General features: G+C 27.8%; 22 protein-coding genes. 16 read left to right on the top strand and 6 right to left on the bottom strand.

All coding sequences use genetic code 11. The features are described 5' to 3' along the window. The first annotated feature begins 36 nt into the window (after positions 1-36). The 8 genes from C4S77_RS03405 to rpiB all read left to right on the top strand — a co-directional run bounded on the left by C4S77_RS03405 (position 37) and on the right by rpiB (position 9,617). A complete protein-coding gene (locus C4S77_RS03405) occupies positions 37-795 on the top strand; it encodes a glycosyltransferase family 2 protein (RefSeq protein ID WP_260209377.1) in 759 nt (252 codons plus the stop codon). After that, a complete protein-coding gene (locus tag C4S77_RS03400; protein WP_105246070.1) occupies positions 782-1,900 on the top strand; it encodes a glycosyltransferase family 4 protein in 1,119 nt (372 codons plus the stop codon). The genes C4S77_RS03405 and C4S77_RS03400 overlap by 14 nt, the downstream gene beginning before the upstream one ends. A gap of 4 nt (positions 1,901-1,904) precedes the next feature. Further along, positions 1,905-3,026 carry a DegT/DnrJ/EryC1/StrS family aminotransferase gene (locus C4S77_RS03395; protein ID WP_181042801.1) on the top strand — a complete coding sequence of 374 codons (1,122 nt, stop codon included), beginning with the start codon at positions 1,905-1,907 and terminating at the stop codon, positions 3,024-3,026. Positions 3,027-3,041: 15 nt separating this feature from the next. Further along, positions 3,042-4,082 (top strand): polysaccharide biosynthesis protein, encoded by a 1,041-nt coding sequence (locus C4S77_RS03390; protein WP_181042800.1) that lies wholly within the window; start codon positions 3,042-3,044, stop codon positions 4,080-4,082. Positions 4,083-4,112: 30 nt separating this feature from the next. Further along, positions 4,113-4,919 (top strand): polysaccharide biosynthesis/export family protein, encoded by an 807-nt coding sequence (locus C4S77_RS03385; RefSeq protein WP_105246064.1) that lies wholly within the window; start codon positions 4,113-4,115, stop codon positions 4,917-4,919. Continuing rightward, positions 4,919-7,423 (top strand): exopolysaccharide transport family protein, encoded by a 2,505-nt coding sequence (locus C4S77_RS03380; protein WP_105246062.1) that lies wholly within the window; start codon positions 4,919-4,921, stop codon positions 7,421-7,423. The genes C4S77_RS03385 and C4S77_RS03380 overlap by 1 nt, the downstream gene beginning before the upstream one ends. 13 nt (positions 7,424-7,436) lie before the next feature. Beyond that, the gene (locus C4S77_RS03375; protein WP_105246060.1) at positions 7,437-8,639 is read left to right on the top strand and encodes a BaiN/RdsA family NAD(P)/FAD-dependent oxidoreductase; all 1,203 of its coding nucleotides are present in this window, start codon (positions 7,437-7,439) and stop codon (positions 8,637-8,639) included. Positions 8,640-9,155: 516 nt separating this feature from the next. Next, positions 9,156-9,617, top strand: a complete 462-nt coding sequence (rpiB, locus tag C4S77_RS03370) for a ribose 5-phosphate isomerase B (protein ID WP_105246058.1) — start codon at positions 9,156-9,158, stop codon at positions 9,615-9,617. 299 nt (positions 9,618-9,916) lie between these two features. Here the strand turns inward: rpiB and upp are convergent, their stop codons facing one another. After that, positions 9,917-10,576 carry a uracil phosphoribosyltransferase gene (gene upp / locus C4S77_RS03365; RefSeq protein ID WP_105246056.1) on the bottom strand — a complete coding sequence of 220 codons (660 nt, stop codon included), beginning with the start codon at positions 10,574-10,576 and terminating at the stop codon, positions 9,917-9,919. Between the two features lie 309 nt (positions 10,577-10,885). Further along, positions 10,886-13,708 (bottom strand): excinuclease ABC subunit UvrA, encoded by a 2,823-nt coding sequence (gene uvrA / locus C4S77_RS03360; protein ID WP_105246054.1) that lies wholly within the window; start codon positions 13,706-13,708, stop codon positions 10,886-10,888. A 693-nt stretch (positions 13,709-14,401) separates the two neighbouring features. Here uvrA and C4S77_RS03355 point away from each other — a divergent pair. The 3 genes from C4S77_RS03355 (at position 14,402) to C4S77_RS03345 (ending at position 18,084) form a co-directional block, all read left to right on the top strand. Next, positions 14,402-15,511, top strand: a complete 1,110-nt coding sequence (locus C4S77_RS03355; protein ID WP_105246052.1) for a hypothetical protein — start codon at positions 14,402-14,404, stop codon at positions 15,509-15,511. A 112-nt stretch (positions 15,512-15,623) separates the two neighbouring features. After that, a complete protein-coding gene (locus C4S77_RS03350; RefSeq protein WP_146106029.1) occupies positions 15,624-16,823 on the top strand; it encodes a hypothetical protein in 1,200 nt (399 codons plus the stop codon). Positions 16,824-16,923: 100 nt separating this feature from the next. Beyond that, positions 16,924-18,084: a hypothetical protein gene (locus C4S77_RS03345; RefSeq protein ID WP_105246050.1), complete on the top strand. Its 1,161-nt coding sequence runs from the start codon at positions 16,924-16,926 to the stop codon at positions 18,082-18,084. A 140-nt stretch (positions 18,085-18,224) separates the two neighbouring features. Here C4S77_RS03345 and C4S77_RS03340 read toward each other — a convergent pair whose 3' ends face one another. After that, a complete protein-coding gene (locus tag C4S77_RS03340) occupies positions 18,225-18,548 on the bottom strand; it encodes a zinc ribbon domain-containing protein YjdM (RefSeq protein ID WP_105246048.1) in 324 nt (107 codons plus the stop codon). A 193-nt stretch (positions 18,549-18,741) separates the two neighbouring features. On the opposite strand from C4S77_RS03340, the gene proB reads away from it, so the two are divergent. Both proB and C4S77_RS03330 read left to right on the top strand, forming a co-directional pair. Further along, positions 18,742-19,821 carry a glutamate 5-kinase gene (gene proB, locus C4S77_RS03335; protein ID WP_105246046.1) on the top strand — a complete coding sequence of 360 codons (1,080 nt, stop codon included), beginning with the start codon at positions 18,742-18,744 and terminating at the stop codon, positions 19,819-19,821. After that, the gene (locus C4S77_RS03330) at positions 19,822-21,072 is read left to right on the top strand and encodes a glutamate-5-semialdehyde dehydrogenase (RefSeq protein ID WP_105246044.1); all 1,251 of its coding nucleotides are present in this window, start codon (positions 19,822-19,824) and stop codon (positions 21,070-21,072) included. Between the two features lie 257 nt (positions 21,073-21,329). On the opposite strand, the gene C4S77_RS03325 is transcribed toward C4S77_RS03330, so the two are convergent. Both C4S77_RS03325 and C4S77_RS03320 read right to left on the bottom strand, forming a co-directional pair. Continuing rightward, a complete protein-coding gene (locus tag C4S77_RS03325; RefSeq protein WP_105246042.1) occupies positions 21,330-21,980 on the bottom strand; it encodes an NAD(P)-dependent oxidoreductase in 651 nt (216 codons plus the stop codon). Between the two features lie 71 nt (positions 21,981-22,051). Next, positions 22,052-22,459 carry an Rrf2 family transcriptional regulator gene (locus C4S77_RS03320; RefSeq protein ID WP_105246040.1) on the bottom strand — a complete coding sequence of 136 codons (408 nt, stop codon included), beginning with the start codon at positions 22,457-22,459 and terminating at the stop codon, positions 22,052-22,054. Between the two features lie 419 nt (positions 22,460-22,878). Between C4S77_RS03320 and C4S77_RS03315 the strand changes: the two genes are divergently transcribed. Continuing rightward, positions 22,879-23,694, top strand: coding sequence for a DUF4349 domain-containing protein (locus C4S77_RS03315; protein WP_105246038.1), 816 nt, complete (start codon positions 22,879-22,881; stop codon positions 23,692-23,694). 46 nt (positions 23,695-23,740) lie between these two features. On the opposite strand, the gene C4S77_RS03310 is transcribed toward C4S77_RS03315, so the two are convergent. Further along, positions 23,741-24,664 carry a ribonuclease Z gene (locus C4S77_RS03310; RefSeq protein ID WP_105246036.1) on the bottom strand — a complete coding sequence of 308 codons (924 nt, stop codon included), beginning with the start codon at positions 24,662-24,664 and terminating at the stop codon, positions 23,741-23,743. Positions 24,665-24,964: 300 nt separating this feature from the next. Here C4S77_RS03310 and dctA point away from each other — a divergent pair, with 300 nt between their 5' ends. Together dctA and C4S77_RS03300 are read left to right on the top strand one after the other, a co-directional pair. Continuing rightward, the gene (gene dctA, locus C4S77_RS03305; protein ID WP_105246034.1) at positions 24,965-26,263 is read left to right on the top strand and encodes a C4-dicarboxylate transporter DctA; all 1,299 of its coding nucleotides are present in this window, start codon (positions 24,965-24,967) and stop codon (positions 26,261-26,263) included. A 102-nt stretch (positions 26,264-26,365) separates the two neighbouring features. Beyond that, positions 26,366-26,776 (top strand): protease complex subunit PrcB family protein, encoded by a 411-nt coding sequence (locus C4S77_RS03300; protein WP_181042799.1) that lies wholly within the window; start codon positions 26,366-26,368, stop codon positions 26,774-26,776. The last annotated feature ends 1 nt before the right edge of the window (position 26,777 follow it).

The following is a 26,777-nucleotide window of genomic DNA, read 5'->3' as shown; positions in this document are numbered from 1 at the left end:
TATGTTTTAAAGTTTAATTTCAAAAATTTTACAAAATTGAACCATATTTCGCAAAATCATATATCTATAATTACAGCTTGTTATAATTCTGAAAAATTTATATCAGAAACTATAGACTCTGTATTAAATCAAACATATCCAAATTGGGAATGGATTATAGTTGATGATTGCAGCACAGATTCTTCTATAAAAATTATTGAAACTTATAAAGACGATAGAATTAAATTACTAAAACTAAAAAAAAACATGGGTACTGCTATTGCTAGAAATTATGGTATCAATCAAGCTAAAGGAAGATATATATCTTTTATTGACAGTGATGATCTATGGTTACCTACTGCTTTAGAAGAACGAATTAAATACTTACAAGAAAATAATGAATCTGCAGTTTATACCTCTTATAAAAGAGTAAATGAAAAATTAGAACCTTGTTTAAAGGATTTTAGTGCAGAAGATAATGTGAATTTTAACAGATTGTTACTAAATTGCCCTGTTTTTATCTCAACATTAATATATGACACTAATAAAATTGGGAAAATAATTTTTCCTGATGTTTGTAGAAGAGAAGATTATGCCATGATACTAAATCTTTCAAAAAAAACTATAATTAGAGCTATAAATAAACCGTTAGTAATATATAGAATAAGGTGTAATTCCTATTCTAGAAATAAATGGCTAATGTTTAAATTACAATTTTTTGTTTATTATAATTTTTTGCAATTATCTTTGTATAAATCTATCTATTATACAGTTCAATGGGCATTTAATGGATTAAAGAAATATGAACGAATTTGACATAAGAGATCTAAAAAATATTTTTGGAATAAATAGTTTCTATTTAAAATGTTTCTTAGGGTTAGTAGGATCATTTCTTTTGACTTATATATCTATTCCTAAAATTATAAAAATATCTTATAAAAAAGACTTAATGGCTTTACCTGGAGAGCGGAGCTCTCATAATAAAAGAACTCCTAATTTAGGAGGAATTGCTATTTTTTATTCAATTGCCATTATGTCTTCTATTTGTGCTTACGAATTATTTTCAAGTTATATTTTCTTGTTTTCTTCCATTATTATCTTATTTTTCATTGGATTAATGGATGATATACTAGTCGTTACACCTAATAAAAAACTTTATGCACAAATTATAGCTTCATTAATGATCTCAATAGGATCTAATGTAAGAATTGGGAGTTTTTTTGGTATTTTTGGAATTGAAACTTTACCTTACGGAATCAGTATCATTTTTACAGTTATAATATTTATTTTTCTAATTAATGCTTACAATTTAGTTGACGGTATTGATGGTTTAGCCTCAGGTATAGCTTTACTTGCTTGTTGTGCTTTTATATTTACTTTTTGGAGGCTAGGAAGTATAAATTATCCTATGATAGTATTGGCATTAACCATCATAGGAAGCCTATTAGCTTTTTTACGATTTAATTTTAATAAAAAATATAAAATTTTTATGGGAGATACCGGCTCCATGATCATTGGTTTTCTATTATCATTTATGGGTATTAAATTTTTAAATTTATTTTTAATATTATCACCATTTGGCACCCCTATTTATCATTTACAATCTGCACCGGTAATAGTGATTGCAATTTTAATTATCCCAATAATAGATACTATTGGAGTTTTTATTATTAGAATATTAAAAGGAAATTCTCCATTTAGAGGCGATAAAAACCATATGCATCATAGGTATTTAAGATTAGGGTTAGATCATAAGAAGGTTTCTTTAATTATGATTTCTGAGAATGCTCTTATAATTTTAACTGCTTATTTTCTTAGACATATTAAGGTTCATCTTTTATTATTAATAATATTAACTTTAGGTTTAATATTTTCATTTTTACCATTATTAATTACAAAATCAAATAAAAATAAAAATTAATTATTTGGACACAACAAATAAAATATATCTTTCCCCCCCCTGCATTACAAATAAAGAAATAAAATTTGTAAATGAAGCATTATTGAGTGGATGGATATCACCTTTTGGTTCATTTATTGATAATTTTACCAAAAAATTATCTCTTTATTATTCCCATAAAAATATATTACTTACTAATAATGGTACATCTGCTATTCACTTAGCATTAAAAATTTTAAATATAAAAGAGGGAGACTATGTTTTATGTTCTGATTTTACTTTTGCTGCAACAGCATTTCCGATATTGTACCAAAAGGCAATACCAGTATTTATTGGTGCTGATCAAAAAAGTTGGAATTTATCTCCTGAATATTTAGAACATGCATTAATAAATTTAAAAAATAAAAATATACAACCAAAAGTATTAATTGTAGCTCATATATATGGGATGCCTTGTAATATGAAAAGTATTTTTGATATTTGTAAAAATTATAATATTAAAATTATAGAAGATGCTGCAGAAGCTTTAGGATCTAAATATTTTAATTTGCCACTAGGACAATTAGGTGACTATGGAATTCTTTCTTTTAATGGCAATAAAATTATTACTTGTTCTACAGGAGGAGCTTTAATATTACCTAATCAAAAAGATTATTCCTATGCTAAAAAACTAGCTAATCAAGCTAAAGAAGATATAGATTATTATAAACATGAAGAATTAGGATATAATTATTCTCAAAGTAATATATTAGCAGCCATAGGATTAGCCCAGTTTAAAAGTCTCAATCAAAAAGTTACACAACGAAGAAATATTTTTAACTATTATTTATCTTATTTTAAAAATAAATTAGAAATTGAATCTCAAATAGAAGATGAAAACTGTTTTTCTAATAGATGGTTAAGTTCATTTATTTTCCCCAAAGACTTAAACAAAAAAATTAAAGATATTTTAAATAAAAAAGGAATAGAATCTCGATATTTATGGAATCCATTATATAAACAAACAGTTTTTAAAAATTACTTTTTTTATGGAGATAAAAGTTTTGAAAATTATTTATTCAAACACGGTTTAAGTTTACCTTCCGGAAATAATCTTACCAAGAATAAATTAAAAAGAATTATAAATATAATTGATAAAAATTTATAAATAAAGTTGAATGTTTTGATTGATACAGCAGACATATTAAATATAAATAATCAAATAATTCATTTTGAAGATATTTTTGACAAGAAAATTGATGTTTCATTACAGAAGAATAATTATTTAAAAAACAAAACTATTCTTATAACAGGTGGAGCTGGTTCTATTGGTAGTTCTTTAATTAAACATCTTTTAAATCAAAATATTAAAAAGATTATAGCCCTTGATCATTCTGAATATGGGATTTTTCAATTAGGGTTGTTTTTTAAAACAGCTATTGAAAATAAAAAGCTTTTTTTAATTTTAGGAGATATAAGAAATCAAGATACAATAAATCATATTTTTTCTACTTTTCCTATTCAAATCATATATCATGCTGCAGCATATAAGCATATTGCTATTTTAGAAAATAACAGCACCGAATTAATTTCTGTCAATACTGAAGCTACCTTAAATATTTTGTTTACTGCCAAAAAACAAAATGCAGAACAATTTATTTTTATATCTACAGATAAAGCTGTTAACCCAATAAATAAGATGGGAATTTCTAAAAGAATAACTGAACTCTATCTTATTAAGGAGGTTCTTACAAAAAAAGATAATTTTAAAGTTAAAATTTTACGTTTCGGAAATGTTTTCAATAGTAATGGGTCCATATTTAACATTTTCAAATTTCAAATTGAAAATAAACTTCCTATTACAATAAATCATAAAAGTATGAAACGTTATTTTATATCTAAATTTCAAGCAACTAAGGGATTAATTATTCTATCAAACCCTTTATTTTCATCAGGAATTTATATACTCAATATGGGGCAACCTTATATAATAGAAAAAATACTCTTTAAAATTTTACAAAAATTAAATTTGGATTATACCCCCAATATCTCTTACACAAAATCTAAATCTAAAAAGTATGAAAAATTTGATGAAGAACTTAATTTTTCATATGAAACACAAGAAAAGATATGTTCAGAATGTAACAAAATAAATTTAAACAATTATAATTTAAAAAAAATAGAAATGGAAATTAAAAAGTATAGCCAATTATTAAAAATTTAACTATTTTTGCCAACTATTATCATTCTCACTATGAAGATAAAAATATTTATATTTATTATATTAAATTCAATCTTGCTTAGTTCTTGTATAGGAGTTAAAAAATTAAAATACCTTCAACCAAGTGAAAATTTACAATTAAACCAATATGGATTAATTCCTGTAGCTTATGAAAAATATAGGATAAAAAAAGATGATATCCTTACAATGACTCTTATCACTTCTGATGAAAATGCAGCAAAATTTCTAACTAATGAAAATACTACTTATTTTAAAGGTGGAACTAATCCAAATGATGGCAGATTAAGAACAGGAGGCCTAATAGTCGACCCTAACGGATATATAACTATATATGGATTGGGTGAATTTTATGTTTATGGACTTACTTTAAGTGAGGTTACAGATTTAGTACAAGCAAAATTAAACCAAGTATTATACAATGAAGGAAAAGCTGAAGTAAGGATGAACATTGGTTCTATAAAATATTATATGGTTGGGGAAGTATCTAACCCAGGAGAAAAAATTGAACAAAGTAACAGAATTGATCTACTGCAAGCTATTGCAAAATCTGGCGATTTAACAAGATTTGCAGATAGAAGACATATACGTATAATTAGAGAATATCCAGAAGGTAAAAAAAATATTACTTTAGATATAACACGTGATGATATTCTAAATTCTCCATATTTTTATCTTCAATCAGGAGATCAAGTAATTATAGATCCTTTAAAAGAGAAAATATCCGGACTCGGTGGGGGTACAACTCTTGGAGATGCAACCCAATTTTTGTCTTTAGGAATGCAGGCAATTGCAACATATGTGTTCTTTAAAAGTTTATAATGAATCAGCAAAATAATAACAAAAACAATATAGACAATAATCAGTCTGTCAATCAAAAAAGTAAAGCTTCAGAAATTCTTGAGAATAATTTCTTTAGTATCGAAAGATTTATCAAACGTTTGTTAAAAAATTGGTACTGGTTTATCATATTTTTTATTATTGGATGGCTCATAGCATTTATAATAAACAGATTTTCTGATAGGTTCTATCAAACCTCAGTTTCTGTAAGTATATCTTCTAGTACTTCTAATGTATTAGCTCCCAGCCAATCAATAAATTTTATTTGGGGAGGAAATAACGGTGGTACTCAAGGAATTTTTTATAAAAAAATATTGACTTCCCGTACCCATAATGAAAATCTAGTTAAATCTTTAAATTTATATATAAATTATTATCTGAAAGGAAATATTAAAACCACTGAAATTGACTATGTTGATATTCCTTTTAAAGTATTAATAGACACAAGCTATGCACAAAGTCTTAACTCTCATGTGAAAATTAAATATCTTTCTAAAAATAAATTTGAATTAACATTTCCAGAAGAAGTAAATGAACAATGTTTTTATTATCCAAAAGAGGAGTATATCAATAGAAAAGATACATACAAAAAACAATTAATAGTTTCTTTAAATACATGGGTAAAAACAAATAATTTAAAATTTAAAATAGTACCTAATCCAGAATATATTGGAAATATGTCTATGCAAAATTTTGAATTTTATTTTTATCTTTCTACAATAAACAATGCTGTTAATAAAATTTTAGCTTCCACAAGTGTTGATTTTGATTCTGATTTATCTTCAATAATGATTGTTTCTAAAAAAGGATTAAGTTTAAATGGAACAATTAATTTTTTAAACAAATCTATTGAAGAATTGATAAAAACTCGATTAAAAGATAAAAATCTAGTTAATCAAAATACAATTCTATTTATAAAAAATCAAATTATTATTACAAAGAAAAAACTTGATAGTGCCTCAGCTATCTTTCAAAAAGTACAACTTGAAAATAAAATTTTCTCAAAATCAGAAAGTTCTACTAATTTAGTTTTATCTAAAATACAAACTTTAGATCAACAAAAAGAAGAACTAAAAACTAAGATTAATGCATTATCACAATTAAAAAACTCTATATATAACAATAAAGATGTTATTGATTTTTCGTTAGCAGGAATTACTAATCCTGAATTTAATACCACTCTACAGCAAATACATAGCCTTGAGGAAGAAAAAAGAGAAAAATTATTTTTATATAGACCTAATTCAGAACCTATAAAAGAAATAAATTATAGATTGAATAACGCTAAATCAAAAATTTCTTCCATGTTAAATAGCTCTTCTAAAGACCTATTGAATAATATGGATAACATTAATAAGCAAATAAATAACCTAGAACTCGAAATAGAAACTCTTCCTGAAAAAGAACAATTATATGTTAATGCTCAAAGAGGCTACTTACTAAATGATGGAATATATAATACACTATTAGATAAGCTTTCAGAAGCAGAAATGAGGAAAGCCACTACAGTTTCTGATATTAATATTTTAGATAAGGCTAAAAATACCGGTCAAGGACCTATTACCCCTAATATCAAAAAAAATCAAATCACATATACAAGTATTTTTCTTTTCATACCATTTTTAGCTTTATTTTTAATAGAATTATTAGATAATAAAATAAAATTATTTTCTGATTTAAAGAATATTACAAAAATACCTATAATAGGAACTATAGGAAGTAAAAATGTGGAAAATAACCTTGTCGTATTTAATAGACCCAAATCCAGTATTTCAGAAAGTTTTAGAGCTATTCGTTCAAATTTAAGATTCTTATTTAATGAAAAAGAAGTAATAGGGGGTAAAGTTTTTCTTATTACATCATCTATTGGCGGAGAGGGAAAAACATTTATAGCAATAAACTTAGCCTCAGTTATTGCTTTAAGCGGAAAAAAAACTGTATTGGTAGGAATGGATTTACGTAAGCCTAGGATTTTTGATGATTTTAAAATAAGTAATAAAATTGGGTTATCTGGTTACTTATCAGGAATCAATACTTTGGATGAAATAATTAAGAAGACTGAATATGAAAATTTAGATATAATACCAGCTGGTCCTATTCCACCTAATCCTGGAGAATTATTGATTAGCGATGAAAATGAAGAACTTATAAAAAAATTAAGAGAATTATATGACTTTGTTATTATTGATTCGCCTCCCGTTGGATTGGTAATAGATGCATATGACCTTATGAGATTTTCAGATGCCAGATTATATATTACCAGATGTAATTACACATATAAACAATTACTTAAAGGAATTAATGAAAAGTATAATGAGGGAGAAGTTAATCACATAGGTATAATTTTCAACGATTACATGAGTTCGAGTGAGTATGGATATGGTTATGGTTACGGATATGGTTATGGTTATGGCTATTTTGAAGAAGATGAAATCTACGATAATTCATTAATTTCAAGAATAAAAAGATTATTTAAAAAATCTTAAACCTAAATAAGAGATGAAGCAGCTTATCATAATAGGTGGAGGTGCTGCTGGATTCTTTTTAGCCTCAAACCTAAAATATTGTAATTGGAATGTGCTAATAATAGAACAGGCAAAAAAACCACTTCAAAAATTAAAAATTTCTGGGGGAGGAAGATGTAATCTTTCAAATGCTTGTTTTGTTCCAAAAGAATTAACTAAATTTTATCCCAGAGGGGCTAAAGAACTCTTGAATGTTTTTCATCAATTTCAACCATTAGATACTATTGAATGGTTTAAAAATAAAAATACCAATATAAAAATAGAATCTGATAATAGAATTTTTCCGGAAACTAATTCTTCTCAAACTATTATAGATACATTACTTAATGAAACCTCGTCCAACCAAATAAATATAACCTATGAAACCCAAGTTACACAAATCACTAAAAATGAAAATAAATTTAATATTCAAACAAATCAAAATTTATATTGTGCAGACTCTGTAGTCATATGTACTGGAAGTTCCCAAAAAATGTGGAAAATCATTGAAAAACTAGGTCATAAAATTATTCCACCCGTACCAAGCTTATTCACTTTTAATTGTAAAAATTCTTTAATCCAAAATTTACAAGGAATTTCTTTTCTAAATGCAGAAGTTTCTATTCCTCAATTAAAAATAAAGGAAAACGGTCCAATTCTTATTACCCATTGGGGTCTCAGCGGCCCTGCAATACTCAGACTTTCTGCATGGGGAGCTCGAGAAATTGCTAATCTTAATTATAATTTCTCTATAAATATTAATTGGATCTCTGAAAAATTTGATACTGTCAAAGAAAATCTATATAAAATTAAACAGGCACATCCTAAAAAAACTATTTCTTCTCTAAAAATTTATAACATAACACAACGATTTTGGTTAAATCTCTTAGATCATGTAGGAATATCCAATAAATTATTAGCAGATCTAGGAAAAAAAGATATCAATAGAATAGCTGAAATTATAACTCACACACAATTAATTATTGATGGAAAAAGTACTTATAAAAATGAATTTGTAACAGCTGGCGGGGTTGATTTGAAAGAAATAGATTTTAAAACCATGCAATCTAAACTGATTTCCGGATTATATTTTGCAGGTGAAGTGTTAAATATAGATGCTGTAACCGGAGGTTTTAATTTTCAGGCATGCTGGAGTGAAGCTTTTATAATCAGCAAACAATTTAAATACAAAAAGTAAAATATTATAATCTTCTTTTGGTTAAAATTTATAACTTTTCTAATTTCCTTAAAAATCATTAATTTTAATTAGATTAATATTAACACTTATTTTTAGATCAAAAATTCTTAAAATATTTTTTTATATAAGATTGTATTTATCTTAAAAAGGTTGCTCTATTTGTAAAATAATAAAAATAATTTATAATAATTTCTTTAATTAATTGTTATTTATTATCTCTTAATTTCATTGTTTTTTTCCCATAGTATAAATAAATTTTATAGAATAGGCAAAAGAAGTTTATTAAAATAAATAACTGCTAAAAACACTTAAAATATTTCGATTTCGAAACATGAAAATATCTCAAAAAAAATAACAACAAACTAATAATCAACAACATAAACAATAAATTAATAAAAAAACTGTTAATTATCATTAAAAATATTTCGAATTTATATTGTTTAATTTTGCTTTAGTAATTAAATTTGTGTAAACGAAAATACCTATATTTTGTAATTTTAAAACATACCAATTATCATGAAAAATAAAAAAATAGCAATCGGATGCGATGAAGCAGCATATGCACTAAAGGTAGTATTAAAAGACCATTTAGAAAAACTTGGTTATGAAGTAAAAGATTTTGGTGCAGAAAAAGGAGAAACTGTTCTATATCCAGATGTGGCTGCAAGTGTAGCAAAAGCAGTAGCTGACGGAGAATTTGAAAGAGCAGTGTTAACTTGTGGTACAGGAATCGGAATGGCAATTACAGCTAATAAAATCCCAGGAGTAAGAGCAGCAGTTTGTCACGATCCGTTTTCTGCTGAAAGAGCGAGAAAAAGCAACAATGCACAAATCATCTGTTTTGGTGAACGAGTTATTGGACATGAATTAGCCAAAAGCCTATTAAATACTTGGTTAGACTCAGAATTTAGCGGAGGCGGATCTGCTCCAAAGGTAGAACGTATATGCCACTATGAAAATGAATATTCTAAAAAATAAAGTTTTTTAAGAATAAAAATTTATTTAAAAAAGAATAACAAGAGTAATTGTAATATTTGTAATTACTCTTGTTATTTTTTTATAACTCTTTTTAGTTTAAAACTTCAATAATACTATTTTTTCCATTTCACTTTTCACATTAAAAATCCTTAATACTAAAAGTGAATTATATAAAAAAATCTTATCAATAATTTACTTTCTACTCAATAATAATTAATGATAAATATATAAACTTTATAAAACAATATAAAAAATTTACATAATAGTTCTTAAGTTTAATATAATTTAAAACTTGAGTTTTATTTAGATAATTTTTTCCCGAATGCTAAATCGCCTGCATCCCCTAAGCCCGGAACAATATATTTATGATTATCAAGTATATCATCTACAGAAGCTATCCACAATTCAGTATTTTCAGGTAATTTAGTTGAAATATAATCTAATCCGGGTTTGGAACCAATAGCTGCAACTATATGTACTTTTTTAGGCTTTCCTTCACTTAATAAAACTTCATATACATTTGCTAAAGATTCACCAGTTGCCAGCATAGGGTCAGATATAATTAAAGTTTTATTTTCTAAAGAAGGAGTGGCAAGATATTCCACCACTATCTCAAATTCTTTCTCTCCGTTAGGATGATGTCTAAATGCCGAAACAAAAGTAGTTTCTGCCTTATCAAAAAAGTTCATCATTCCCTGATGTAAAGGCAACCCTGCACGTAAAATTGTACACAAAACGGGTTGTTGTTTTAAAAGTTCTGTAGGTTTTACTCCTAATGGAGAATTTACATCTGTAATACAATAATCTAACGTTTTACTCAACTCATATCCTAAAATTTCCCCTATTCTTTCTAAATTTTTCCTAAAACGCATTCTGTCTTTTTGAATTTCTACATCTCTAAGTTCTGCAACAAAATGATTTAATATGGAATGGGTACGACTAAAATCGTGTACAATCATTTTTTATATTTTTTGTAAAGGTAGGTATTTGAATTACATTCATGCAAATGTAATTTTTAAAGTTTTTTAACGATTCATCAATCTCAGAAATGATACATTAACCGGATCATTTTTAAGATCCTTCTTACCTATTTATCGTTTTTTTATAACTTTCGGAATTTAATAATCTTATAAATTTAAAAAAGATAAATATCTATCTAAACTCCTTCTTTTAATATCTTCTCTATTTATAAACTGAGCATGAAATATATTTACTGAACTTAACATTAATATTATTATCATTGCTCACATAAATTATATACTTATAATTTATAGCTCATCTTTTAGATATTTAGCCGTAAAACTTATTTTATTTTTCACAACTTCTTCAGGAGTTCCTTGTACAATGATCTTTCCTCCCATATCCCCTCCTTCTAATCCAATATCTACTATATAATCCGCTGTTTTAATAACATCTAAATTATGCTCAATAATAATTACAGAATTTCCTAATTCTACTAAACGATTAATTACTTCCATCAATACCCTAATATCTTCAAAATGCAAACCGGTTGTAGGTTCATCTAAAATATAAATGGTATTCCCTGTTTGTTTTTTGCTAAGCTCTGTGGCTAGTTTTACTCTTTGTGCCTCCCCTCCCGAAAGAGTCGTAGATTGTTGGCCTAAAGTAATATATCCTAGTCCTACTTCCTGTAAAGTTTTTATTTTACTATAAATTTTAGGTATAGGTTGGAAAAATTCTACTGCTTCGTCAATTGTCATATCTAAAACATCAGAAATAGACTTTCCTTTGTATCTGACTTCTAAAGTTTCTCTATTGAATCTTTTTCCGTGACAAGTTTCGCAAGGAACATAAACATCCGGAAGAAAATTCATTTCTATCAATTTTAATCCTGATCCCTGACACATCTCACACCTTCCTCCTTTAACATTAAAAGAAAATCTTCCCAATTTATATCCTCTTATTTTAGATTCCGGTAACTGTGTAAATAAATTCCGTATTTCTGTAAAAACTCCAGTGTAAGTGGCAGGATTAGATCTGGGAGTTCTGCCTATAGGCGACTGATCTACATCCACAATTTTATCCAGATATTCTAATCCTTCAATTTTTTTGTAAGGAAGTGGTTCTTTTTCTGCCCTGAAAAAATGTTTATTAAGAATAGGGTATAATGTATTGGTTATTAATGAGGATTTACCACTTCCTGATACTCCGGTGATACAAACTAAAACTCCTAAAGGTATTCTAAAATTTACATTTTTTAAATTATTTCCTGTACATCCACTCAACGTTAGAAAATGACCATTACCTTCCCTTCGTTTCTGAGGAATAGAAATTTCTAAATCTCCATTGATATATTTAGAGGTTAAAGTGTTTGCTTTTTTTAAATTTTCAGGAGGTCCCTGCCAAACTATTTTTCCTCCTCGTTTTCCCGCATAAGGACCCATATCTACCACATAATCGGAATTGAGGATCATATCCTTATCATGCTCTACAACCAATACAGAATTTCCCAGATCCCTGAGTTTTTTCAGTGATTTTATCAGCTTAACATTGTCCCTTTGGTGAAGTCCTATACTAGGTTCATCTAAAATATATAGCACATTTACTAATTGAGATCCTATCTGAGTGGCTAATCGAATTCTTTGAGACTCTCCTCCCGAAAGTGTTTGAGAGGGTCTATGTAAACTCAAATATTCTAACCCTACATCCAAGAGAAAACTTAATCTTTTAGTAATTTCCTGTAATAGTTCCTTGGCTATTATATTTTGACTTTTACTCAACTTATCTGGCAATTCTTCTATCCAGTTTTTTAATTCTAACAAGGACAGTTTCGATACTTCATATATATTCTTGTTATCAAGTCTAAAAAATAAACTTTCTTTCTTCAATCGGGCTCCCTTACATTCTGGACAAACTTTATCTTCAAAAACTTGAGTTTTAAACCGATTTATTTCCCCGTCTTCTCCCTCTTCTCTTAATTTATTTAAATAAGCAAAAACACCTTCAAAACTAATTTTATAGGTTTTTTTAATTTTTGCATAATCTAGATCTACAGTTAATTTTTCTTCTACTCCATATAAGATTTCATGTTGAGCTAGAGAAGATAATTTTTCCCAGGGAGTTTTTTTATCAAACCCATTTTTTTTCAGAATCATTTCTATCTGTGAAAATAACCAGTCTGTATATTTCAGCTCTTCCAACACAGGCATTACATTTTTACTAAAAGAAAGTTTAGGATTAGGAATCAGCTTAGATAACTCTATTTCTTTAATTCGTCCTAAACCACTACAAGTTTCACATGCTCCCTTTGGCGAATTAAAAGAAAAAGTGTTTGGTTCTGGTATTTGATAGGAAATCCCTGTGGAAGGACACATCAAATTCCGGCTATAATATCTTCCGTCTGTTTCATTTTGCTTTAATAACATAATAGTACCCTCTCCATATTGCATAGATAAACGTATAGATGAAAGTACTCTTTGTTTTTGGTCTGAATTATCGATGATCAACTTATCAATTACTACATCAATATCATGCGTTTTATATCTATCTAACTTCATGTCTCTTTCTATATCCAACAATTGGCCATCTACCCTGACCTGTAGAAAGCCTTTTTTAGCTAAACTGGAAAATAGTTCTCTATAATGACCTTTACGAGATCTTACTAACGGTGCAAGAAGTAAGACTTTCTCGTCATTATATTCCTGATATATCAGTTCAATAATTTGATCTTCCGAATATGTAACCATTTTCTCTCCTGTATTGTAGGAATATGCATCGGAAGCACGGGCATATAGTAATCGAAAAAAATCATATAATTCCGTAATGGTGCCCACTGTTGAACGAGGATTTTTAGACGTGGTTTTTTGTTCTATAGCTATAACCGGCGATAATCCATCAATCTTATCCACATCTGGGCGTTCTAATGTTCCTAAAAACTGACGGGCATAAGCTGAAAATGTTTCTATATACCTGCGTTGTCCTTCTGCAAAAATGGTATCGAATGCTAAAGATGATTTTCCGCTTCCGCTGAGTCCTGTTATGACTACTAATTGATTTCTGGGAATACTTATAGAAATATCTTTAAGATTATGTTCCCTGGCTCCATAAATGTGTATAAATTCTTGACTCATAATTTATATAATCCTGTTCTTTTTTCAAAAAACCAATAACAAAAATACGAAAAGTATATACTATAAAAAAATATACCTTATTCATCAAACATTATACCTATAGAATTATGTTTATTAAGAAAATAATCAATACATATTTTACATTTTTTTAATAAAATATAATTTTTTATAAATACTAATTGATATTAATCGATATTAAACAGGAAATAACTAAAATTATTTTATTTTTATCTTATTTTTAATGCATTTTCATTTAATAACATAGTATTAATACAAAAAATACTCTATTTACATACTAATTATAAAAATAGAAACATACATTACACCATAAATATAAATAGTATTCACTAATAGTCTGAAAATATAAATTCAATTTCAATATTATTGAATGTATTTAAAAACTCTCCATGAATTATTTCTAAATTATTTTATGATAGATTACAAATGTGATATATCCAAATTCCATTGCAAAAGCAAGTATATATGAAAAAAAATCCTAAACAACATTTATTTTTAAATATTATAAAATACAATATATTTTCACCATTATTATTTTTAAAAAAAATAATTGTTTTAATATAAAAATAAATTAAATTTGTATTATTTTAATGAATAAAAAAATAAAAAAATCTATTAGTTCTTTTATTTTGTCATATGGGCTAAAAAATATTTTAAATATTTAATAAATTAAAAATGAAAAAAAAATTATTCTTAGTTAGCTTATTATCATCTTACAATTTGATCTTTTCTCAAATAGGTATCGGCACAGACAAACCCGATCCTTCTGCTATACTAGACATTAACGCAGATCAAACATCTCAAAAAAAAGGCGTTCTGTTTCCCAGAGTGGCACTAACTTCCAGTACAGATATCGTTACTATCCCAAAACCTACTGTCGGATTAATCGTCTTTAATACAGGGGATAATCCCGGATTTACGACTCGAAGTTTTTATTACTGGGACGGAACTGAATGGAGGCTCCTTGACAGTAGTACAGCCATAGAACCTTCCGTAAATTCCCTTCAATGTGAAAATGCTATGCTTACCCCTCCTAGATATATTGCGGGTCAAAAATATTCAGGAACTATTACCCTTCCCTATATTATGGGAAATGGAGGAAAATATACTAATAATGGTATCTTAGAAGAAAACGGTTTAAGTTATGGACTGCAACCTGGAACATTAAATTTTGGAAATGGAACTCTTTCTTATACGGTAACCGGATCCCCATCAGTATCTTCTCCTACTGGTACAAAATTTACCCTTAAATTTTTAGATAAGTCCTGTGAGGTTACCTTAGGAACCCTAAATGAAATTAAAACGGTTAATTTTGCCCGTAAAAATACTTCCCCTATTGATATATTTACACCTGAAAATTCTGTGACAAAAATCGGAAATTTAGAAGTAAGATATAATGGTACGGATCCTACAATAAATGGTTTTATAGAGTTCAGACCTTTAATTCCGACCCATGTTACTCTTAAATATGATAAAGTTGGGTCTGGAGGACAAAATCTTGAAATATATGGAACAATACCTGCAAGTAATGATGGTACTTGGTATAAAACAGTAACGGATGGTGTTTGGAAGTGGGGATGGGGAGTTCCTTCTTCTACATCTGGTTCTTTTCCGGATTTAAGTGCTTTAAACAGAGATATAGGCACGGTTTTAATTACTTTTCAAAACAATACAACACAGGAAGTTTATAGAGTCAGTGTAAATATAAACGATGCTATTCCGGCTTATAATAGAATTCCTGCAATTAAGTCAGGAGTTACGTTTTTCATTGAAAAATTAGAGTAATAGCATTTAAGAAGCATATTTAAACTTTTATTGATCTTACAATTAATATATGCTTTTTCTTTTTTTTAACAAATTATTCTCTTAATACTATATAATGAAAAAAAATAAAATAATGAAAAAAAAATTATTCTTATTAACTTTATTATCCTTTTCCTATTTTGTCTTTTCTCAGGTAGGGATAGGTACTAAAAACCCTGATCCTTCTTCCGCATTAGACATTAACGTAGATCAAATTAATCCCAAAAAAGGAGTTTTATTTCCTAATGTGACTTTATTATCTATCGACGATAAAACGACTATTCCTAATCCCGCCATAGGTTTGGTAATTTATAATACAGGAAAAAATAAAAATTTTTCTACACCCGGTTTTTATTTTTGGAACGGAACCGAATGGAGACTTCTTGACAGTAGCTCCGGAATTAACCCCTCTATCAACACATTACAATGTGGAAGTGCTATGCTTACTCCTCCCAGATATGAGAAGGGGAAAACTTATTTTGGTACTATTACTCTGCCCTATACCATGGGAAATGGAGGAAAATATTTTTCCGGTGTATCTAAAACTGTAAATGGACTTACTTATGTATTGCAAGGAGGTGAGTTAAATTATGGAAATGGAAATCTTTTTTACACAGTTACCGGAACTCCTACTGTATCATCACCTGAAGGTTCTTTATTTGAACTGAATTTTTTAGATAAATCCTGCAAAGCTACCTTAGGAGATCTTAACGAAATTAAATCCATCCAATATGCACGAAAATATACTGATACTATTAATAAAGATAAAGTAATAATTAATAATAAAAATAATGAAGTTGTTGTAAAGGAAGGCACTACCCTTCGTTCTGTAACAACAATAGGAAATATACAAGTTAGATATAATGCTACGAAAATATCTTCAGAGCATGATAGTTTTATTGAATTCCATCCTTTAGTAGATACCTACGTTACTATTAAATACGACAAAGCAGGTGCCGGAGGACAAAATCTTGAACTATGGGGAAAAATAGCTGCTAAATCAAAATTTTACAAGCTAAATGAAGAAACACATAAAGTTGAAGCTAAAGATTTATGGTATAAGTTAGCAGATGATTCTTGGACTAATCCTGCATATTATCCACCTTATTCTTCAGGTGCATATCCCGACTTAAATTCCGGTTTAAGGGATTTAGGTACGGTTATAATTATATTTCACAATACTCAAGAAATATACAGAGTCACACTTAATGTAAACGGAAATATAGCCAGAGGAAACATACTAGATGAAGATGTCCCTTCAGGGGTTACTATATTTATAGAAAAGCTGGATTAACTTAGTAATTTTTTTAGATATAACTAGATAATAAAACACAATTAGATCATTTTTTTTAACAAAATAAAAATAATTCTTTTAAAAACTTAACAAAGTAAAAATGAAAAAAAAATTTTTCTTTCTCTTTATAATTATATTTTATAATTATATTTTTTCACAGATAAACATAGGTTCTGTGTCTACAGATTCTTCTGCCATATTAGACATTAACGTAAATCATTTATCTGGCAAAAAAAAAGGAGTATTATTTCCGAAAGTAGCTTTAAAATCTATTTATGATACTATTACAATACCTAACCCTGCTAAAAGCCTGATAGTGTATAATACTGGAGAAAAAGCAGGATTATCAGTACCTGGATTTTATTTTTGGAATGATAATGAATGGAGATTACTGGACAATAGCTCCGGAACAGCCCCTACAATTGAATCATTACAATGTGGTAATGCTTACCTAACCCCACCTAAATATATAAAGGACCAAGAATACAATGGTACCATAACCCTTCCTTACACCATGGGTAACGGAGGCAGATTTAAAGCCGGTCAACCTAAAAAAGTAAATGGACTTACCTATGTACTGCAACCCGGAAAGTTAAATTACGGAAACGGAAATATTTATTATACGGTCACCGGAAAACCTGATATATCTTCTCCTAAACCTTCAAAATTTGAACTCTCTTTCTTAGATAAAACCTGTATTGATAGCTTAGGAGACCTTAATGAAATTAAACCTGTGATGTATGCACGAAAATATACCTCTCCTATTAATGAAAAAACTCCGGCTCGATCTGTAACTACTATAGGGAATATTACTGTACGATACAATGGAACGCATGTATCTACTAATCAAGATAGTTATATTGAATTCAGACCTCTAGTTAACACACATGTCACCATCAAATATGAAAAAGCCGGTGGTGGAGGACAAAATCTTCAATTATGGGGTAAAATACCTGCTTATAAGGACGGAAATTGGTATAAATTAGCAGATGAATCTTGGGGTGGTAGTGGCATGCCTAAGTATTCTTCAGGCGGTAGAACTTTTCCGGATTTAAATTCAGGGTTTAGAGACATAGGTTCGGTTTTACTTGTTCTTCACCAAACACAGGAAGTATATAGAATTACCCTTAACGTAAATGGTAAAATTGATGATCAAGAAAAAGCTATTCAAGGTTTAAAAGATGACCAAATAGATAAATTAAACCCTCCTATACCTTCAGTAGAATCCGGAGTAACTATATTCGTAGAAAAATTGGAATAAATTTAATTAGCAAAGATGTAAAAACCCAAAAGGTATCTTTTAATAAAAAGATACCTTTTTTATTCTTAAGTCTTCATTTTTGGTAATAAAAATCTCTTAATAGTAAAAATTCTTTGGACATTTCTCAACTAATTAGTCGCTTATTTTTTAAGAAAGCAGGTTTTTAAAACTATTCCTGAACCATCTATTTTACATTCTACTTCTTCAGGATTACTTGTCAACCGAATGCTTTTTACTTTGGTTCCTCTTTTAATTACCATAGAAGAACTCTTAACTTTAAGATCTTTGATTACGGTTACAGCATCTCCATCCTTCAGTTCAGCGCCATTACTGTCTTTAGAAATAACAGAAATTTCTTTTTCTTCTAATGTCCATTCATAAAAACAATCCGGGCAAACATAAGAAGTTCCGTCAAAATAAGTATTTTGCATAGAGCACTTCGGACACGGTATTACATCTATCATTATTTATTATTTTAAATATTTTTGAAAGCAAAAATAAATATTTTATACTGCTCCTACAACCTTGAAGAAATTATATCTAAGGATTCTTTTACCTTCTCATTTTTATTTATTTAGATTAAAGCATCCCTAATGAGTAATAAACATTAAATGAAATTAAAGTTTTAACTTTGTTTTTCAATCTTATTGCTTTGTTATGAAAATGAGAATTGTTATAAAAATCGGAAGTCAAATACTTACCCGAAAAGATGGTTCTTTAGACATTACACAAATGTCTGATATAGTAGATCAAATTTCCGAATTATATAAAAATAATATAGAAATCATATTAGTATCTTCTGGTGCGGTAGCTTCCGGAAAAACAGAAATTTCACCTTCCATTAAATTGGACAGCATTTCTGCACGACAAATCTACTCTGCAATAGGTCAGGTAAAATTAATGAATCGTTACAGCGATCTTTTTCACCAGCAAGGAATAACCTGTGGACAAATTCTAACCACCAAGGAAGATTTCGCTACCCGTCGCCATTACTTAAATCAAAGAAATTGTATGACTATTATGTTAGAGAGCGGAATTATTCCTATAGTGAATGAAAACGATACAATTTCTGTTAATGAACTTATGTTTACTGATAATGACGAACTTTCGGGGCTGGTTGCTAGCATGATGGATTGTAAAAAACTGATATTATTAAGTAATATAGATGGTATTTTTACCGGAGATCCTGAAAAACCGGAATCTCAATTAATCCGTGAAATAAAAACAGACAAACAATCTATTGAAAAATATATACAAACTTCCAAATCTTCTATGGGACGAGGAGGAATGAAAACCAAATATAACATTGCTCGTAAGGTAGCGGAAGAAGGAATAGAAGTAATTATTGCTAATGGGCGAACCGAAAATATACTTTTAAAAATAGTTAAGGAACAAGAGGTAAATGCAACCCGCTTTGTGCCCTCTACTAAAACTATTTCAAGCATAAAAAAGTGGATTGCCCATTCTGAGGATTTTACTAAAGGAATTATTTATATAAATAAAGGTGCCTGTGAAGCTTTACTAGGAGATATTGCCGTAAGCTTATTACCCATTGGGATAGTAAAGGTAACGGGAAATTTTGAAGCCGACGATATCGTACAAATTAAGGATGAAAATGGAAAACAAATCGGTATAGGACGTACTTCGTATAGCAGTACAATGGTTAAAGAGTTAATAGGCAAAAGCCATAAAAGACCTATTATACATTATGATTATTTATTTTTAGAATGTAATTAAATGAAAAGTTATATACAATTATTTCAACAAGCAAAAAATGCTGGAACGGAGCTAAACTTGCTTTCTGAAAAAAAAATCAATGAATTACTTGAGTTAATCGCTCAAAAAACTGAAAAAAATATAACAAAAATTCTCTCTGAAAATCAAAAAGATTTGGAGAAAATGGACCCTACCCTTCCTAAATATGATCGTTTACTTTTAAATGAACAAAGAATAACAGATATCATTTCAGACCTACATAAGGTTAAGTCTCTGCCCTGTCCGGTCGGTAAAATTTTAGCCAAAAGAAAACTGGAAAATGGATTGCAACTTTCTAAAATCTCGGTCCCTTTCGGTGTCATCGGTATTATATTTGAATCCCGCCCTAATGTATGCTTCGATGTTTTTTCCTTATGCCTAAAGTCCGGTAATGCTTGTATACTGAAAGGAGGATCAGAAGCAGCTTACTCCAATGCTATAATCTCCGAAATCATACGTAGTACATTAAAAGAAAAAAACATAAACCCTGATATATGTACTTTATTGCCTAACGACCGATCTGCTACAGAGCAGTTATTAACTGCACGAGAGTATGTTGATTTAATAATTCCTAGAGGAGGTAAGGAACTTATTCATTTTGTACGTGAAAATTCACTTATACCTGTTATTGAAACCGGGGCAGGAGTTTGCCATACCTATTTCCACCAAGAAGGGAATAAAAAAATAGGAAAAAATATTATTACCAATGCTAAAACTAGAAAAGTTAGTGTTTGTAATTCTTTGGATTGTTTAATTATTGACAAATATCGCTTACCTGATCTTGCCTATTTGTGTAAAGATTTGATGAAACAAAATGTACTGATTTATGCTGATGATCTTGCTTATGAAAATTTATTGAATCAATATCCTAATGAATTATTAAAAAAAGTAAATTCTAAAAGTTATGGTACAGAGTTTTTAGATTATAAAATGTCCATTAAAACAGTTGAATCTATAAATGAAGCTATTACTCACATTAATCTATACGGTTCACGCCATAGTGAAGCTATTATTAGTGAAAATAAGGAGGCCTTTAAATTATTTGAAAGGCGGGTAGATGCAGCTTGTGTTTATATTAATGCCTCTACAGCTTTTACAGATGGATCCCAATTAGGTTGGGGAGCTGAAATTGGCATAAGTACACAAAAAATGCATGCACGCGGACCTATGGCATTGGAGGAATTATGTACATATAAATGGATAATACAAGGTAATGGACAAATACGTAGGTAAAATATTTGTTTTAAAAAAACCTTCTATTAATTATACTTTTCAATTTTTAATTATTTACTTTATTTAAATTCCGTAAGGAATATACTCATAATTAAATCACAATCTTTTTTAATTATTTATATTGAATTTCATTTTTAAAAGTTTGAAAAAATTAAATCATCTTGAAACATAACTTAATTAAAAAAAACAGTATATAATTTTTTCTTGAAAAATCAAAAATTAATAATAAAAAAGGAGCAAAACAGCTCCTTTTTTATTTAATAGCCTATAGTAAATCTTTGTTGATGATGTTGAGGATTCTCTAATTCATCTACCATAGCTTTTGCATAGTCTTGTACAGAAATTTTACTATTTCCCTGCTCATCTGTAATTAAGTGGTCTAAACCTAAACGATAATGAGTAGTCCTTTTTCCTGGTTCTATAACCCCTGCGGGAGAAAAAAACACCCAGTCTAGTTCTTTCTCCGGCAGAAATTGCTCTTTTAAAACCAAAGCCAATGCTTTTACTCCGGGTAGAATTTCCTCAGGTATTGCACCACTATCTATCACTGTTTTATTTGGAGATGCCCATAGGCTTCCGGCTCCTCCTACAGCTTGTAATCTTTTAATTCCAGCCAATTTTACCGCTGCAATAATAGACTGATAGCCTTTAATGGTTTCTTCATATATTTCAGGATTTGTCCACCCTGGATTATATGCACTTATTACTGCATCATTACCTTTCAAAACCTTTGATAATTTTTCTTTATTAAAAATATCTACACTTATTTTGTTTAAATGTTTGTTTTCTATCTTTATCTTATCAGCAGATCGTGCAATAGCTGTAACTTCAAAACCTCTATTTAACAACTCTTTTACTATTTCTGAGCCAATAAATCCTGTGGCTCCGATTAATGCTACTTTCTTCATAATTATATATTTTTTTTAATTTAATTCAAAAAACTGTAACTAAAATCAAAACAGTTTTAGTCAAAAAAAAATTAGAATTTTTTGCTAAAATCAAATAAAGTTATGGTTTCTAATTTTTTTAATACAACTTTTTCAATAGTATTAGTTAATTCACTTATATTTTGATTTATTTTGTTACCTATGTTACATTTGGGATTGGGGTCTTTTAAAAGTTTTCCTAATAATTGTGAATTATACACACTGGAGTAGATTTCAGATAAAAGTATTTTTTGTGGTGATTTACTTAACTTGCTGCCTCCGTTTTTTCCTTCTTTGGTTTGTATAAATCCATGTTTATTTAAATTAGATAATTCTTTACGTACTAACACAGGATTTACATTTATACTCCCTGAAATAAATTCTGAAGAAAGCCAATCCTCTGAATTTTTAACCATAAGAGTAAGTATATGCATAGAAATTATAAAACGTTTATCATTCATTACTGTAATTATTGAAATTACAGTTCAAATATACTCATTATTTTTTATCTAACAAATTATTTATTTCATTTCAAATGGTAAAATATTTTATTAACATATATTTATAATTTATTTAATCCTAATTTCTACTATATAGAGTTAATTAAAAATCAACTCTGATTGTTTAATACATTAAAGTCTTAAAAGAGACATTAAAATCTCATGATTTATTTAATATATGTAATTAGAATTAGGAATATTAACTTGTAAAAACTTTTTTACTACTTAATACTCCTCATAATTTTATTTTACAATTAATTAAAAAACATCTGATAATCAGCATATAAATTTTGTAAAACCCTATTACAATTATTTTATAAGAGTTTAGTAATTATTTACAATAGTCAGCCTTATACTTTTGAGAAACAAAAATTTTAATCATGAAAACAAAAAACTTTCTATTTCTATCTTTACTTTTTTATTTTTTATTAATAAGTTGTGATAAAAAACAGCTTTCTGATCAAACAACAGAGACTAAAAATATAATTTTTGATAGTACATCTTCTGTTAATGGAATTAAAAATCCTAACAAAAAATTTATTCATAAGGCTGATATTAATATTGAAGTAAAAGATGCTTTGAAATCTACTTTGACTATAGAAAAAAATGTAATAAAATTAGGTGGATATGTAGGCAAAAGTGAATTAAACTCTCAAATAATTTCTGAAAAGATAACTCCCATATCTAAAGATAGTGCACGGGAAACTAAGGTATATAATATAACTAATTTTATGGAAGTACGTATTCCTAAAAACAATCTCAATGAATTCCTCCAATCTTTAAATCAAGAAATTGGTTTCGTAATTTCCCGAAATTTAGAAATTACAGATGTAACCATAGAAGCAAGAATTAATAATATAAAAACTAATACTAAAAAAATAGATAAAAATCTGAATAATTCTCAGGAAGAAAATTTAATTAATAAATACAAATTAAATGATCTAGTACAATATGCTACTGTGACTTTAGATTTAGTTGAAAAAGAAAACATTAAACAAACTATAATACCTAATACTAAAAATTTTACAACTTATGAAAATTCAAACTTTGGGTATCAAATTAAAACAGCTTTATATACCGGGGGAAATATTCTTCAAAAAATTATAATTGTTATATTATATATATGGCCTTTATGGGTAATCTTAATTCTTGGATATATTATTTTAAGAAAATATAAAAAAAGTAAAATCAAATAATCTCCTATTCATAATAAATAAAAACTCAGTTTTATTAACTGAGTTTTTATTTAATCAATTTTTCAAAATCCATAACTTTTAATTCTTCAGGAAGCAAGGAATTTTGAAATATTTTTTTTGCTTCATTTTTAAAAACAGAAACATCTGTATATCTATTAGAAAAATGTCCTAAAATTAAATATTTTACATTTGCTTTCTTAGCTATATCAGCAGCTTGTAAAGCTGTAGTATGCTGAGTTTTATATGCCAACGCTTTTAATTCCTCCAGAAAGGTAGACTCATGATATAATACATCTACATTTTTTATTTGAGAAACTATATCCGGTTTATATAAAGTATCTGAACAATATGCATAGCTATATGAATGAGGGGAAGATAAAGTTAGTTTACTATTACTAATTATAACACCTTCTTCTGTTTTAAAATCTTTTCCTAACTTTAAATTATAATAATCACAAATTTTTATTTCTTGAATCTTTCCAATTTCTTCCATGTTTAATTTGCGTAATTTTGGTTTTTCTTTGAATAAAAAACCATTAGTGTAAATGCGATGATTTAGGGGAATTGTATATACCCATATTTTATCATCTTCATATATCAATTCAGGATTTTTAGAGGTTAACTCAATAAAATTTATTTTAAAATTATTAAAACTTTCTGTTAATTTAAATTGAATTTCTACAAATTCTTTAATTCCTTTAGGACCATAAATATTCATGGGAGTAGTTCTTCCTAATAATTGAAAAGAGGAAAGTAAACCAATTAATCCAAAAACATGATCTCCATGTAAATGAGATATAAAAATATTATTAATTCTTGAAAATTTAGCTTTAGCCTTTCTTAATTGAACCTGTGTACCTTCACCACAATCTATTAAAAAATATCTATTATAAGTTTCTAATAGCTGAGCAGAAGGATTAAATCTCACTGTGGGAACTGCTGAGTTATAACCCAAGATTGTAAGTTTCATTTTTTATGCCAAGTTATTATCAAATGCAAATATCGAATAAATCTTCAAGACTGTTTTAATTAAATTTAATAAAGTAAGTATATTTTTTTTATTATTTTTTTTTTGAAAAAATAAATATTTAACAAGTTTCTTAATAAATAATATGTTATGAAAATAGATATATACTTACAAATACAACATATAACATGTTAATTATAAGTAAGTTATATATAATAATAATATTATTATATAGTAATAGCACATTATTTTTTTGTTTTGGATTAAATATTTATATATTACTCACCTAAAAAAATAAAAACCATGAAAATTTTAAAGAATTTATACGTACAAGTAATTATTGCTATTATTATTGGTATTTTAATCGGATATTTTTTCCCAAGTAATGATATAGTTAATGCTCAGGGAGTAAGTGAACATTTCCCCGGATTAGGTGAAAAACTAAAACCTTTAGGTGATGGTTTTATTAAACTGATTAAGATGATTGTAGGCCCTCTAATTTTTTGTACGATTGTATTGGGAATTGCAGGTATGGAAGACACTAAAAAAGTTGGGAAAGTAGGTGCTACTGCAATTATTTACTTTGAAATTATGACCACTATAGCATTAATTATCGGATTAATATTTGTAAATGTTTTAAAACCCGGAAATAATATGCATGTGGATCCTCATTCTTTAGATGCCTCGCATGTTGGAACCTATATAGAAAAAAGTAAAGAAGATCATGGAATTGTAAATTTTATTATTGATATGATTCCTGAAAACGTAATTGCTTCCATAGCTTCTAATAATTTACTACAAGTTTTAGTATTTGCTGTTTTATTTGGATTTGCTATGACAAAGATAGGAACTAAAGCTTCTCAACCCGTATTAAATGTTTTACAATCTTTTTTGGATGGGTTATTTGCTATTATTAAAATGATCATGTATTTAGCCCCTTTAGGTGCTTTAGGAGCAATGGGTTATACCATTGGAGTTTATGGCCTTAAAGTTTTAGCTAATTTAGGAATGCTTATTTTGTGTTTTTATTTAACCTGTGCTGTTTTTGTTTTCTTAGTTATAGGCTCTGTTCTTTATTATAATAAAATAAATGTATTTAAATTTTTATTATACATCAAAGAAGAGATTTTACTTGTATTAGGTACCTCTTCTTCAGAATCCGCTCTGCCTGGAATTATGAAAAAAATGGAAAAAATAGGTTGTTCTAAATCAGTAGTCGGTTTAGTCATTCCTACCGGATATTCTTTTAATCTTGATGGAACTTCTATTTATTTAACCATGGCTGCAGTATTTATTTCTCAAGCCTTAGATATGCATTTGAACTTGCAGCAAGAAATTGTTCTTTTATTAGTTTTATTGCTTACCTCTAAAGGAGCTGCAGGGGTTACGGGCAGTGGATTTATTACACTTGCCGCAACTCTTCCTGTTGTCGGTCATGTTCCTGTTGAATCTGTAGCTTTAATTTTCGGCATAGATAAATTTATGAGTGAAGCTAGAGCAATAACCAATATTATAGGAAATGCTACAGCCACAATTGTAGTAGCTCGTAGAGAAAAAGAATTCGATTCGGAAAAGGCTAAAAAAATTCTAATTTCTCAATAACTTTTTATAATTTCCATTCCCATCTATATTTATTATTTTTGTGTAATGAACTTATTTAAAGCAATTCATTCTATTTTATTATTCATATGTATTCTTTTCATTATGAATTGTCATACTGTAAAGCAAAATACATCTAATAATTCTTGTATAAATTTTCGTATAATTGAGTCAGGAGCATATGGAGGAATTTCTTATCCTTTCCATATGCTCGTTAAAAATAAAAAAGATTTTGATTCTCTTTTCACTGAGTTTCATAAAAATGTTTTTCCTATTGTTCATAGAAAATATTCACCTAAAAAAGATTATATTTTTATAACTTTTGGAGAAAAATCTAGTGGAGGTTTAGAATATTCCGTTCAAAAAGTAGAAAGAAAAAATCAATCAATTATTGTTAAATTGCAAACTATCCAAGAAAATGGAACTTTATTTTCTACTGATGCCATAGCTACTCCTTATATTATTGCTGAAATAGAGAAAACAAATTCAAACAATGTATATTTAAAAATAGAATAAA

Source organism: Apibacter adventoris, assembly GCF_002964975.1.
GTDB lineage: Bacteria > Bacteroidota > Bacteroidia > Flavobacteriales > Weeksellaceae > Apibacter > Apibacter adventoris.
This window is presented reverse-complemented; position numbering and strand designations above follow the sequence as displayed.